This window comes from Streptomyces aurantiaciflavus (genome assembly GCF_049808595.1).
GTDB lineage: Bacteria > Actinomycetota > Actinomycetes > Streptomycetales > Streptomycetaceae > Streptomyces.
Map to the genome: position 1 here is coordinate 181,657 of NZ_JBNCAQ010000003.1, position 12,870 is coordinate 194,526.

Annotated in this window: 12 protein-coding genes; 8 read left to right on the plus strand and 4 right to left on the minus strand. The window is 72.1% G+C overall.

The window, feature by feature from the left end:
• The first annotated feature begins 152 nt into the window (after window positions 1-152).
• Window positions 153-815, plus strand: coding sequence for an HAD-IA family hydrolase (locus ACPT94_RS04270; RefSeq protein WP_360347959.1), 663 nt, complete (start codon window positions 153-155; stop codon window positions 813-815).
• Between the two features lie 346 nt (window positions 816-1,161).
• Here the strand turns inward: ACPT94_RS04270 and ACPT94_RS04275 are convergent, their stop codons facing one another.
• A complete protein-coding gene (locus tag ACPT94_RS04275; RefSeq protein WP_425245137.1) occupies window positions 1,162-2,244 on the minus strand; it encodes a peptidoglycan-binding domain-containing protein in 1,083 nt (360 codons plus the stop codon).
• A 162-nt stretch (window positions 2,245-2,406) separates the two neighbouring features.
• Here ACPT94_RS04275 and ACPT94_RS04280 point away from each other — a divergent pair, with 162 nt between their 5' ends.
• Complete coding sequence (locus ACPT94_RS04280) at window positions 2,407-4,464, plus strand: MDR family MFS transporter (RefSeq protein WP_425245138.1); 2,058 nt, start codon at window positions 2,407-2,409, stop codon at window positions 4,462-4,464.
• On the opposite strand, the gene ACPT94_RS04285 is transcribed toward ACPT94_RS04280, so the two are convergent.
• Window positions 4,461-4,985 carry a GNAT family N-acetyltransferase gene (locus ACPT94_RS04285; RefSeq protein WP_425245139.1) on the minus strand — a complete coding sequence of 175 codons (525 nt, stop codon included), beginning with the start codon at window positions 4,983-4,985 and terminating at the stop codon, window positions 4,461-4,463. The genes ACPT94_RS04280 and ACPT94_RS04285 overlap by 4 nt on opposite strands.
• Before the next feature lie 175 nt (window positions 4,986-5,160).
• Between ACPT94_RS04285 and ACPT94_RS04290 the strand changes: the two genes are divergently transcribed.
• The gene (locus ACPT94_RS04290; protein WP_360347971.1) at window positions 5,161-5,844 is read left to right on the plus strand and encodes a hypothetical protein; all 684 of its coding nucleotides are present in this window, start codon (window positions 5,161-5,163) and stop codon (window positions 5,842-5,844) included.
• A gap of 5 nt (window positions 5,845-5,849) precedes the next feature.
• On the plus strand, window positions 5,850-6,428 hold the full coding sequence (locus ACPT94_RS04295) for a hypothetical protein (RefSeq protein ID WP_425245140.1): 579 nt from the start codon (window positions 5,850-5,852) through the stop codon (window positions 6,426-6,428).
• Between the two features lie 74 nt (window positions 6,429-6,502).
• Here the strand turns inward: ACPT94_RS04295 and ACPT94_RS04300 are convergent, their stop codons facing one another.
• The gene (locus ACPT94_RS04300; RefSeq protein WP_360347977.1) at window positions 6,503-6,919 is read right to left on the minus strand and encodes a DnaJ family domain-containing protein; all 417 of its coding nucleotides are present in this window, start codon (window positions 6,917-6,919) and stop codon (window positions 6,503-6,505) included.
• Window positions 6,920-7,049: 130 nt separating this feature from the next.
• On the opposite strand from ACPT94_RS04300, the gene ACPT94_RS04305 reads away from it, so the two are divergent.
• The gene (locus ACPT94_RS04305) at window positions 7,050-7,442 is read left to right on the plus strand and encodes an FHA domain-containing protein (protein WP_360347980.1); all 393 of its coding nucleotides are present in this window, start codon (window positions 7,050-7,052) and stop codon (window positions 7,440-7,442) included.
• Window positions 7,443-7,486: 44 nt separating this feature from the next.
• Here ACPT94_RS04305 and ACPT94_RS04310 read toward each other — a convergent pair whose 3' ends face one another.
• Window positions 7,487-8,158: an O-methyltransferase gene (locus tag ACPT94_RS04310; protein ID WP_360347983.1), complete on the minus strand. Its 672-nt coding sequence runs from the start codon at window positions 8,156-8,158 to the stop codon at window positions 7,487-7,489.
• Window positions 8,159-8,863: 705 nt separating this feature from the next.
• Here ACPT94_RS04310 and ACPT94_RS04315 point away from each other — a divergent pair.
• From ACPT94_RS04315 to ACPT94_RS04325, 3 genes are all read left to right on the plus strand, one after another.
• Entirely contained in the window at window positions 8,864-10,912 is a 2,049-nt protein-coding gene (locus ACPT94_RS04315) for a bifunctional glycosyltransferase 87/phosphatase PAP2 family protein (protein WP_360347986.1), read from the plus strand.
• Between the two features lie 34 nt (window positions 10,913-10,946).
• Window positions 10,947-11,642, plus strand: a complete 696-nt coding sequence (locus ACPT94_RS04320; RefSeq protein WP_425245141.1) for a hypothetical protein — start codon at window positions 10,947-10,949, stop codon at window positions 11,640-11,642.
• Window positions 11,643-11,723: 81 nt separating this feature from the next.
• The gene (locus ACPT94_RS04325) at window positions 11,724-12,845 is read left to right on the plus strand and encodes a PP2C family protein-serine/threonine phosphatase (protein ID WP_425245142.1); all 1,122 of its coding nucleotides are present in this window, start codon (window positions 11,724-11,726) and stop codon (window positions 12,843-12,845) included.
• Window positions 12,846-12,870: the final 25 nt, after the last annotated feature.

Genomic DNA, 12,870 nt, shown 5'->3' on the forward strand with positions numbered 1-12,870 from the left:
CGGGACCCCCGGATGGTTTTGTACCGTGGAGGAACAAAGTGGCTCCCGCTCGTTTTCCCTGACCGGCGGGCGGGGCCGCCTTGTTTTTCCTGCGTGCCTGTACGTACCTGTACACGCCCGTACGTCCCTGGAGTCCGCGCTAGGAGTCGCCGATGCCGGCCGCCGAGTCCACCGTCCTGACCGCCCGCGCCCTCCTGCTCGACATGGACGGCACCCTCGTGAACTCCGACGCCGTCGTCGACCGCGTCTGGCGGCGCTGGGCCGAGCGGCACGGTCTGGACGGCGACGAGGTCATGAAGGTCGTCCACGGCCGCCAGGGGCACGCCTCGATGGCCGTACTGCTGCCCGACCGGCCGATGGAGCAGAACCTCGCGGACAACGCGCGGATGCTGGCCGAGGAGACCGCCGACATGGACGGCGTCGTCCCCGTCCCGGGGGCGCCCGCGCTCCTCGCCTCGCTGCGAGGTGTTCCGCACGCGCTCGTCACCTCGGCGGACGGTCCGCTGTCGACGGCGCGGATGGCGGCCGCGGGGCTCACGTTGCCGCAGGTACGGATCACCGCCGAGTCGGTGGGAGCCAGCAAACCGGACCCCGAGGGATTCCTGAAGGGCGCGGCGGAGCTGGGCGTCGACCCGGCCGACTGCGTGGTGTTCGAGGACTCCGGGGCGGGGATCGCCGCGGGACGGGCGGCGGGGATGCGAGTCGTGGGCGTCGGGGACCGGGCGAGGGCGCACGCGCCGGATGCGGTGGTGCGGGACTTGCGAGAGGTGCGGGTGGAGCTTGTGGCAGAGGGCGTCCGCATCCACGTCGGGTGAGGCCGGCTCGCGCGGTGCCTTGTCGCTGTGCGGTGCCTTGTGGCTGTGCGGTGCCTTGTCGACTGGGCCGCGGGTAAAGCCTGCCCGTGTGGGTGGCTTGTCGGTCGGCCTCCGGCACATCCAGCCGTCCCTGTGGTGCCGTGCCGGTCGGCCCCGGCAAATCCAGCCCGTGCGGTGCCGTGTCGGCTGGGCGGGGAAGAGCAGCCCGTCTGCTGCGCACCGTCTACGAAGCCGCACCCCCTCTGGGGGAGTTCGAGGACGCCCGTTCAGGGCCGGAGCGGGGGTCTGGGGGCGGCGGCCCCCAGCGGCGTGAGCGGGGGCGGCGCCGGGCCGCTGCCGACCCGCGTCACGGCTCCTTCGTCTCCGACTCCAGCTTCTCCCTCGTCGCCGCCCCGTACACGCCCAGCTCGTCGCCCTGGACGCCCCGGGACCACTGGTAGTTGCGCAGCGCCTCCTCCACCCGGCTGCTGAAGACGCCGTTGACCTCATCGTTGTAGAGGAAAATTTGCTTCAGCCGCACCTGGAGCTCCGTCACCTCGTCCCCGCGGTCCCCGCGGCGCAGGACCGTGGCCGCGGGGCTGCTCCCGGCGGCGTTGTCGGCGGCGTTGTCGGGGCCCTTCCCCGGTGCCGCGGAGCCCGTGGCCCCGGCGGTCGGGGCGCTCGGGCTCGGCTCGGTCGTCGCGGAGGCCGACGGGGAGGCGCTCTCGCTCTCCGACGGGGACGGTGAGGGGCTCTCGCGCTCCGAGGGCGAGGGGGAGGCGCTCTCGCTCTCCGAAGGGGACGGCGCGGCGCTGGAGTTCGACGGGGAGGCAGGGGCCGTAGAGGTGTCCGGCACGGCGGCCCGTACGTCCTCGGGGGCCGCGCCGTCCCGGGTCGGCTTCTCGTAGGACAGCAGCCCGCCGGCGAACCCGGCCGCCGCGATGACGGCCACGGCCGCGGCGGCGCTCGCGATCAGCAGCGTACGGCGCCGCCGGCCGCGCGGCCGCTTGCCGTCCGCGTACGCTACGCCGCCGTCGGAGTCACCCGCCTCGAACAGGCTGAGGTCGGCCGCGGCGGGCGGGGAGCCCACGGGGGCGACCGGTGTGGGAAGCGCTGCCGTCTCCGGCGCCGGACCGGACGGGTGCACCGCGCGCAGCGGCATGGTCGCGTCGGAGACCGCCGGCAGGGGCGCCGTCACGTCGGACGGCGCGGCATCCCCGGTTCCGGCGTCGGGCTCCTGCTCCCCGAGCTCGACGTACGGCCGTATCCGCAGCGGATCGAAGTCGCCCGCGGCGGCCGCCTCCGCCTCCCGTGTGTCGCGCAGGGCCTCGGAGGCCCGCTGGGCGCAGGTGCACGACGGGGTGTTGTCCGGCGCGCGGAGCGCTCCGCACTCCGGGCACGGAAGCCCGTGCTGCCCCGGCCGCCCCTGACGTCCCGTCGGTTCGTTCACCTGTCGTCCCTCCCCGTGAGAACTCCAGAGATTATGCAGATCCTCCACACAACTTCCTGCCCGCGACCCCCGGAATACGGGGTTCCGACAGGACTCGACAGGCCATAACGGGACACACCGATCACGATGGAGTAGGTGTCACGTGAGCCTCGGGAGGCATCCATGGCCTTGGACGCGCACACGCGGACGGGGGATCCCCGTCAGGAACACGTCCCCGGAAACGTCCTCGTCTCGATCGGCGCGCTGCTGCTCGGCATGCTGCTCGCCGCCCTCGACCAGACGATCGTGTCGACCGCGCTGCCCACGATCGTCAGCGACCTCGGTGGGCTGGAGCACCTTTCCTGGGTGGTCACGGCGTATCTGCTGGCGTCGACGGCCGCGACCCCGCTGTGGGGCAAGCTGGGCGACCAGTACGGGCGCAAGAGGCTGTTCCAGACCGCGATCGTGATCTTCCTGGTCGGCTCGGCGCTGTGCGGGATGGCGCAGAACATGCCGCAGCTCATCGCCTTCCGGGCCGTGCAGGGGCTGGGCGGCGGTGGGCTGATGGTGCTGTCGATGGCGATCGTCGGCGACCTCGTCCCACCGCGTGAACGCGGCCGCTACCAGGGCCTGTTCGGAGCGGTCTTCGGCGCGACCAGCGTCCTCGGCCCCCTCCTCGGCGGCCTGTTCACCGAGCACCTGAGCTGGCGCTGGGTCTTCTACGTCAACCTGCCCGTCGCCGTCGTCGCCCTCGCCGTCATCGCGACCGTCCTGCGCATTCCGCACAGGGCGACCCGGCACGTCATCGACTACCTCGGCACCTTCCTCATCGCCTCGGTCGCCACCTGTCTGGTACTGGTGGCCTCCCTCGGCGGCACGACCTGGGGCTGGGGCTCACCGCAGATCGTGGCACTGGCCGTCCTGGGCGTCGGCCTCGCCGTCGCCTTCGTCGGCGTGGAACGCAAGGCGGCCGAACCCGTCCTGCCGCTCAAGCTGTTCCGTGTCCGCACCTTCACCCTCTCCGCCGTCATCAGCTTCATCGTCGGCTTCGCGATGTTCGGCGCGATGACCTATCTGCCGACCTTCCTCCAGGTCGTCCAGGGCGTCTCGCCCACCCTGTCGGGCGTGCACATGCTGCCGATGGTGGCCGGCATGCTGCTGTCCTCGACGGTGTCCGGGCAGATCGTCAGCCGCACCGGCCGCTGGAAGGTGTTCCCGCTCACGGGCACCGCCGTCACCACCGTCGGCCTGCTCCTCCTCCACCAGCTCGACGAGAACACCCCCACGGCAGAGATGAGCGTGTTCTTCTTCGTCTTCGGTCTGGGCCTCGGCCTGGTGATGCAGGTCCTGGTCCTCATCGTGCAGAACGCGGTCTCCTACGAGGACCTCGGCGTGGCCACCTCCGGCGCGACTTTCTTCCGCTCCATCGGCGCGTCCTTCGGCGTCGCCATCTTCGGCACGGTCTTCGCGGGCCGCCTCGACGACAAGCTCGCCGCCGCCTTCCGGGGCGTCGTCCTCCCGCCCGGCGTCTCCCCCGACGCCCTGGCGGCCGACCCGCGCGTCATCGCCGACCTGCCGCCCGCCCTGCGCCCAGCGGTCCTGCACGCCTACGCGTCCGCCATCACGGACGTCTTCCTCTACGCCGCCCCCGTCGCCCTCCTCGGCTTCCTCCTCGCCTGGTTCCTGCGGGAGGACCGTCTGCGCGGCTCCGTCACCGCCCCGGACGTGACCGAGACCCTCGCCAGCAACCCCGTCGAGCGGTCGTCGTACGACGAGGTGTGCCGCGCGCTGTCCGTCCTCGGCACCCGTGAGGGGCAGCGCGAGATCTACCGCAAGATCACCACCCGGGCCGGATACGACCTCCTCCCGGTCGCCGCCTGGATGCTCCTGCGCGTCAAGCGTTACGGCAGCATCGAACCGGGCGTGCTCGCCGAGCGCACCACCGTCCCGCTGTCCGTGATCCTCGACGGCGCCCGCCAGCTCGAGGAGCGCCGCCTCGCCGCCCGCGAGGGCCTCGACCTGGTCTTCACCCCCCAGGGCCGCGAGGTCGCCGAACGCCTCGCCCAGGCCCGCGAGGACTCCCTCGCCGAACTCCTCGGCGACTGGTGGGGCCCGGACCGCCCCACCGACCTGGTCCAACTGGTCAAGGAGCTGAACGCCGAACTGTGCGGCTCCGACCGCGAACAGCCGCATGAGGGCAGGCCGACGGCCCGCCTCGGCCAGGGCCCGCCGAAGGCCTAGTGGCCCTGGAGGTCCTCTCCGGAGGTTCCTCCGGCGAGGTTCTTGCTGAACCAGTGCTCGGCGTACGGGTCGTCGTTGTACGGCTCGGTCTCCGTGTAGCCGAGCCGGGCGTACAGGGCGCGGGCCTCGACCAGGTCACCGCGGGTGTCGAGGATCATGCGACCGGCGCCCAGTGCGCGGGCGGCGTCCTCGGCGGCGCCGACGAGCAGGGCCGCGCCGCCCCTGCCGCGTGCCTGCGGGAGCAGGAACACGCGCTTGAGCTCGGCGGTCGTGGCGTCCACCAGCCGTACGCCCGCGCTGCCGGCCGGCTCGCCGTCGTACCGTGCGACGAGCAACCGGCCCCGCGGCGGCGCGAGCCGGTCCCCCGTGTTGGCGGCGATCTCCCGTTCCAGCTCGTCGGGGTCGGTGCGGCGCCCCTCGTGCAGCAGGTACCAGCGGTCGCTGACCTCCGTGTAGTACGCCCGCCACAGCGCGGCGGCGACGGGGGAGTCCACGGGTTCCGGGGCGATCGTCCAGCTCATGCCGGTCATTCTGGGGAGCGGACCCACCCGGCGCGCAACCGGATATGGGCGCCGCCGGGACCGTCCCGTCGATCCCGTGGACGGGGCGGCGCGCACCGCGTGCCGTTTGTCCGGCGCGGTCCGGGCAACCCGAACGGTGAACCGGCCCGAGGGGCCGACACACCGGAAGGCAACCATGTCCACAGGCGTGATCATCGCTCTGATCGTGATCGTGGCGGCCGTCATCGCGGTCGCGGCCGTCCTTGCCGTGCGGGCCCGAGGGTCGCACGGAGGACGTGGCCTGAAGCAGCGCTTCGGGCCCGAGTACGACCGGGCCGTCGCCCGGCACGACGGGGACGTCAAGGCGGCCGAGCGGGAACTCGGCGCCCTCGTGGAGCGGCACGGCGGACTGCAGGAGCGCCCGCTGGAGCCGACCGAGCGCGAGCAGTTCGAGGCCCGCTGGGCGGCAGCGCAGGAGCGCTTCGTCGACTCGCCCCGTGAGGCGGTCGCCGAGGCCGACCGACTGCTCGCCGAGGTGGCCGGCGCCCGGGGCTTCCCGGACGGCGCGCAGTACGAGGAGCAGGTCGCCGCGCTCTCCGTGCACCACGCGGACCATGTGCACGGCTACCGGCGCGTCCACCAGGTCGCGCGCTTCCACACGGACGGCGGCGCGCGCAGCGGCCAGGCCCCCGGCACCGAGGACCTGCGGGCCGCTCTGGTCGACGCCCGCTCCCTCTTCGACGACCTGGTGAGCCAGGACCGGCACGTGTCCGGCCGCCACCGCGCACCGGCCCGGCCCACCGAGCGCCGGGCGACCCGGGCCCGCCAGGGCCATCACCTGCCGTGGAGCTTCCACCGGCACCAGACGAAGGAGGGGTGACAGCGATGCCGGACGTGACATCGAGCGGCGAGGACCGGTGGGGGACGCGCAACGAGCGGAACCCCGAGCGGAACCCCGAGCGGAACCTCGAACGGAACGAGGAGCGGCCCCGCCTGGTCTCCGGGGGCCAGGAGGCCCCGGCGACGACGGCGGAGCTGCGGGGCGCCATGGTCGAGGAGACCAGGGACGCCAGGGGCGTCAGGGCCGCCGGTGAGGGCGGTACCGGCGCCGACAGCACCAAGGGCGCCACGGCCCCCGTCGGCGGCGGTCGCCGCTCCGAGGACCCGCACGGCTCCCCGCTGCTTCCGCACGAGGAGTGCGACAAGCTCACCTCGCGCATCCAGCACGCGGTCGCGGAGTTCGTGGACCGTCCCCGGGACGCCGTCGAGGAGGCGGATCACGTCCTGGAGGAGCTGGCGGCACGCTTCACCGACGCCGTGAACAGCCGCCGTCGTACCCTGCGCGGCTCCTGGCAGCTGGCGGAGGGCGCCAAGGACGACACCGTCACGACCGCCGACACGGAGCAACTCCGCCTGGCCCTGCGGGACTACCGCGAACTGACGGAGCGGCTGCTGCACATCTGACCCGGGCCGCCCGGCCGCTGACCCGTCGGTCCCGGGGGCCTGGCCCTGTGAGCGGCCCAGGGCCCGTAGCGGCCCTAGCCGTCCCCGGCCGCCGCCCGGCGCTCCCGCCACTCCCGTACGACCGTCTCGACGTCGTACGGCTTCATGCCCAGCGGGGGGCCGGGCGGCGGCTTGAACATCATGTCGCGGAGTTTGACGTTGACGTCCGTGATGATCTTGCGGACGAGGCGCTCCGAAGGGGCCGCGTACGCCGCCGCGAGGGCGTCCTCCGCCTCCTTGCGCAGCGCGAGCGCCGGCGGCAGGACCGAGAGGCCCTCACGGGCCATCTTGCGTTTGATCCACCACAGTTCGTCGTACGAGGTGTCGGTGCCGGGGGCCAACGGCTTGCCCGCGCCCGGAAGTTGGTCGAACTCGCCACGTCGCTGGGCGTCTTGGATCTGCTTGTCGACCCAGGACTCGAACGGAACACCGGGTGGCTTTCGCTCGGTCATGCGTCCATTGTGCCGGACGCGACGGGCCCGGGCGATTTAGTATGCGGCCGCTGTGCAAGGTCACTTGTCGGACCACTCGCGGGTGACGTGCGCGGTCAGTTCAGACACCGACATCTCACGAGGAGCGCACGTGCTCGAACTCACCATGGCCACCGTCTCGGGGACGGAAGAGGGTGCCACGGCCGGCATGCTCATGGCCGACGCGCCCAGTGAGCCGGGCGCCGTGCTGCGGGTGGGCCGGGACAAGGCCGTGTGCCGCCTCGTGACCCCTGAGGACTGGCTGTTCGTCTCCCGCGTCCACCTGGAGTTCCTGTGCGGCCCCGAGGGCGTCTGGCAGGTCACCTGGCTGCGCGGCTCCCAGCCGGACCCGTCGTCCGAGGTCCGGCTGGTGGTCGGCGAGTACGCCCAGGCCATCGCGTACGGCGGGACCGTGCAGCTGCCGCGGGGCGGCAACGGCGAGATCGTCGTCGTGGACCGCACCGGGCCGCGCAGCGTGAACGTGGGCTTCTACCACGAGGCGTGACCTCACGGGTCACCCGGGTCACCCGGGTTGCCCCACGAGAGGGGCTACGCCAGGACGCGGGCCAGCGCGAACCCGTCGTAGCCCTTGGTGCCCACCGTCTGGATCGCCGTGCCGCTCAACCTCGGGTGGGAGCCGATGAGTTCGATCGCGGCGCGGCTGCCCCGCACGTCTCCCGCGTCGCTGTCCGCGTCGGCCACCCGGCCGCCCCGGACGACGTTGTCGACGACGATCAGGCTGCCCGTGCTGGTGAGCCGGAGCGCCCAGTCGAGGTAGTTGGCGTTGTTGGCCTTGTCGGCGTCGATGAAGACCAGGTCGAACGGGGGCGGGTTCTCGTCGGCCAGCAGCGGCAGCAGGTCCAGGGCCGCGCCCACCCGCACCTCGACCTGCGCGTCGAGTCCCGCGCGGGCGATGTTGCGGGTGGCGACCTCCGCGTGCTTCGGGTTGTACTCCAGTGAGATCAGGTGGCCGTCGGCCGGAAGGGCGCGGCCCAGCCAGATGGTGCTGTACCCGCCGAGCGTGCCGATCTCCAGGATGTTGCGCGCCCCCTGGATCTCGGCGAGCAGCTGAAGCAGCTTGCCCTGGCTCGCCGTGACGTTGACGCGCGGGAGCTCGGCGGCCTCGCTGTCCCGCAGCGCGGCCTCCAGCACCTCGTCCTCCGGGGCGAGGTGGGCGTCGAAGTAGGCGTCGACGGCGTCCCAGACCTGCGACTCGCTCATGCGCTCTGCCTCTCGTGTACCTGACATATCTAGGACCTGCACCGCTGTTCATGACATACGGAGATCATGGATGCGGAACATCTAGTTAGGAACCCTAACTAGTCGTGTCAACGCCGTCCGCTGTGCCCGAGTTCCCCGCCCACCGCCCCTCACAGGTTTCCGGCAGACGGAATTCAGCCGTTCGGCCCAGGAGGGGGCGGCGGTGGAGCGGGAGCGGCCGGCGGAGCGGGAGCGCGAGCGGCCGGGGGCAGCGGCGGCACAGGGCGCCAGGCGGGCGCGGCGGGTCTGCCGGGCGCGGAGGCGGTACCCGGCACCCGGGTTCGACGAGGCGCTGCCCCCGGGCGAACCGCCGGCTCGCCCGCCCCCTCCGCACACGGAGCGCGACCGCCTCGGCCACCCGGCCAGTCGCCCTGCGTGGTCGATCCGTCGCCGATCGCTGCCCGTGGTGGCTACGACGCGTACGAGCAGGCGGGCCGGTTCCGTTCGCGTGCGGGACCGGTTCCGTTCGCGCTGCGAGCCACCTGCACTCGCGGGCTCGTCCCTCCACCCGGCGCACTATCGTCTTTCGGACAAAAGCAGAGCGGACGTCAGGTGAAGGCGGGATGGCCTGCGTCTCTCTCCGGGGGCGCCGCGAGCCTCATAGGGTTCGACATGGCACCTCACGCATGGGACGCGTGGCAGAACGGGGCGGGAGGCCGACGAGGCGTGGCGAATGCGGAGCACAGCGGGCGACCGGCGGAACCCTTCGGCGCGACGGCGGTCGGCACGGCGAGAGCGCGTCTGCGCGCGGCCCGCCTCGGCCTCTGGCTGGTCGCGGCGGTCCTCGCCGTCCGGCAGGTGGCCGTCGTCCTCGGCACCCCGCGCGGAGAGCGGCTGACGGACCTGGAGACCTGGGTCGGACCCGACGGCGTGCTCCACGTCAACGGTTCCCTCTACGACTCCACGCTCTTCACCGGCACCCCGTTCGGCGGCCTCGTCCTCAAGCCCCTCACCCGAGCGGCCGAACAGGCCCTCGGCTGGGGCTGGACCTTCGGCACGCTGCTGCTGGTCGCGGCGCTGGGCCTGGTGATGGCGCGAGCCCTGCCGCAACCGGTGAGCAGACGCACCTCGCTGCTCGCCGCGCCCGTCGCGATCGTCCTGCTGATGGTCTCGCTGCCCGTCCGCAACACCCTCTGGCTCGGCCAGACCAGCATCATCCCGGTCCTGCTCGTCCTGCTCGGCTGCTTCGTCGTACGGGGACAGCGGGCGGGCGGCGCGCTGATCGGCGTCGCGGCGGCACTGCAGCCGACGGTGCTGTTGTTCGCCCCGCTGCTGTGGTTCACGGGCCGGCGGCAAGCGGCCCTCTCCACGGGCGTGACGTTCGCCGGAGCGACCCTGCTCGCCTGGGCGGCGATGCCGCACGACTCGTACACCTACTGGGTCCACCACATGGCGGGCGTGGGCCTCGGCGGCAAGGCGGACGCCCTGGCCAACCAGTCCCTGCACGGCGCCCTCCTCCGCTTCGGCCTCTCCGGCTCCCTGGAGATCGCGCTGTTCCTGGCGCTGGGCGCGGCGGTCGCCGTCGTGGGCGTCCGTCGGGCGGTGCGGTACGCCCGCGACGGCCAGCTGCTGCTGGCGGTGGCGATCACGGGCTGCGCGGCGATCGCCGTGTCGCCGACGACCTGGCAGCACCAGCTGCTGTGGGTCCTGCCGGCGGTCGTCGGCCGCGTGGGCAAGCGGGCCTCGGACCGCTACGTCTGGCCGGTGGCGGTCGTCCTCGTGATGACCCTCCCGGCGAAGATGATGCTGCCGAACATGTCGGCGCTGTATCCGCTGCGGGACAACGTTGTACTGCTGGCGGCGGTGAGCGCGGCGACGGTCGTGCCGTTCCTGTCGCGCACGTCGGAGTACTATCGCTCACCGATCCCGGCGGAGTACGCCACCCCGGTGCCGGCGCGATGGAAACACGTCCCGCTGCTGCCGTTCCTGCGCCGCGTCCTGACCCGCCCGAACCTGCTGCTGGAGCTGCTGCTGATCCGCGTGACGTACGCGGCGTACCAGCAGGTGCGGCTGGCGGCGACGGGCGGGACGAACTCGGGCGGGCGGAAGCGGGCGGAGGCCCATGGCCAGGAGATCCTCGACATCGAACGCTTCCTGCGCATCGACATCGAGCACACGATCAACCACTGGGTGGTCGGGGTCGACTGGCTGCGGAACTTCTTCGACTTCTACTACGAGTCCTTCCACTTCGTGGTGCCGCTGTCGGTGCTGGCGGTTCTGTACTGGCGGCGCCCGGTGGACTACCGCTGGGCGCGCTCGTCCCTGGGTTTCGCGACCCTGCTCGCGCTCGTCGGCTTCTGGCTCTACCCGCTGGCTCCGCCGCGCCTGATGCCGACCCTGGGCATCATCGACACGGTGCACGGCGTCCAGGACTTCACCAAGCCGGACTACGGGACGCTGACGGCCCTGACCAACCAGTACGCGGCCATGCCCTCACTGCACTTCGGCTGGTCGCTGTGGTGCGGGGCGGTGATCGCGATCGTCGCGCCGAAGGGGTGGATGAAGGCCCTGGGGCTGCTGCATCCGTTCTTCACGGTGTCTGCGATCGTGGCCACTGGTAATCACTGGGTGCTGGACGCGGTGGGCGGTGCGGTCGTCGTGTTCGCGGGCTTCGGGCTGGCGTACCTGTTCCAGGGGCCCCGGGCCCGGGCAGCGGTGGTGACCGAGGCCGCCGTCGAGCCGGCGGTACTGGAGAAGGACCCGGCGCCCGGCTGATCGGGCGCCGGCCATGGTGCGGGGACAAGGACGCATGCTCAGAAACAAGCCGCGGAGGCTGCTGTTCGGCGCCGCCGCCGTTGTGATGGTGATGGCCGGGGCGGGCTGCTCCGGACAGGAGGCCGCGAAGGAATCCGGCGCGACGGCGGGCGGGCCCCTGACCCACGAGGACCTGAGACGTCTGGCCTTCAAGGAGGGGGAGATACCGAACACGCACGCCGTGCCGGTGCAGGACTCCCTCCCCGAGCAGCACGAGCCGACGTTCCCGCCGGTGTCCGACGCGTCGTGCCGGCAGGTCCTCGACGTCCTGGACGCGAAGGGGGCGTTCGCCGTCGTACGCCAGGTCTTCAACTGGAAGGACGACCTGTGGGGCGGCGCGTCGACGCTGGCCTCGTACGAGGGCGAGGGGGCGGAGCAGGCCTTCGACCGACTCCAGGAGGGTCTGAAGACCTGCCGGTCCTACTCCGGGGTGTCCTACGCGGGCGCGTACACGACCGAGGTCACAGGAGTGGACGCCCCCCAGGCGGGCCGCGTCGGGGACGAGGCCCTGACCTTCCGCACCGTCACACCGACGAAGGACGGCCTGGCGATGCACGAGGACTACGTCTTCGTACGCGCCGGCAAGGTCACGGCCGCCTTCCGGAAGACCGAGGCCGGCCACGAGGCGACGTTTCCCCGGGATCTGGTGGAGCGGCAGGTGGATCGGGTGGGGGAGGCGCAGGGATTTTGACGCCCAGGGCGGCCGGCCGCTGTGCTTGAGTATCTGCCGCATCGCAGCAGATGACCGTTTCATCCCGATAAGATGCATTTTGTGATCAAGTCGGGACGGCTGCGGCGCCGCCACCCTCCCCACGGTGGGCAGGGGAAAGCAGTGTTGATGTCGCCGGTGATCGTCACCGTCGTCATCGGCAGCCTGGCGTTCTCCACCCCGAGGGAGATCGCCTTCAGTCGGCTGCTGCCCGCGGCGCCCGCCCTCGCGGCCGCGCTGTGGCCCGTGCTGCCGACGGTTCTGCTGGGCGTGTTCTGCCTGCTGGTCATGATCGGGCTCAGCTTCGTCTACTCCGATCTGGGGACGCCGTACACGGCCGGCGCGATCGTCGCCGTCACCTTGGCGGCGGCGTACGCGAGCCATCTCCGGCTCCAGCGGGAGGAGACGCTCTTCCAGGTCAGGCTCGTCGCGGACGCGGCCCAGAAAGTGCTGCTGCGCCCGCTGCCGCGTCGGATCCATGACGTCGACATCGAGTCGCTGTATCTGGCGGCCCAGGAGCAGGCCCGGATCGGAGGCGACTTCTACGAGGCGGCCGAGACGCCGTACGGGGTTCGGCTGCTCATCGGCGACGTACGCGGGAAGGGGCTGTCGGCGGTGGGGGCGGCCTCGGTGGTGATCAACTGCTTCAGGGAGAACGCGTACGACCAGCCCGATCTGAAGGGGATCATCCGTCGCCTGGAGGTCAGCATCGCCCGCTACAGCATGGCGACCCCCGTCCACGAGCAGCCGGAGCACTTCGCCACCGCTCTGATCGCCGAGATCCCGTACGGCGGCGGGCAGATCCGCGTGCTCAACTGCGGGCACCCACCGCCGCTGCTGGTGCAGCGCGGGGAGGTCCACGTCCTGGAGCCGACCACCCCCTCGCCACCGCTCAATCTCGCGGCGCTCGTCGAGGAGGACTGCTACTGCGTCGACACCGTCACCTTCTTCCCGGGCGACCAGATGCTGCTCTACACCGACGGCGTCTCGGAGACCCGGGACCGCGCCGGCGCGTTCTTCCCACTGCCCGACTGGATGCGGCAGCACGGCCCGGAGCCGCCCCGTGAGCTGCTGGACCGGCTTCACCGGGACCTGCTCCACTACAGCGGAGGAAGACTCGACGACGACATCGCCGCGCTCGCCGTGCGTTGCCGGCCCATACGGCCCGCAAGCGGTGTCGGATGAGTCGGGCCGGGTCCGCGCGGCGGTG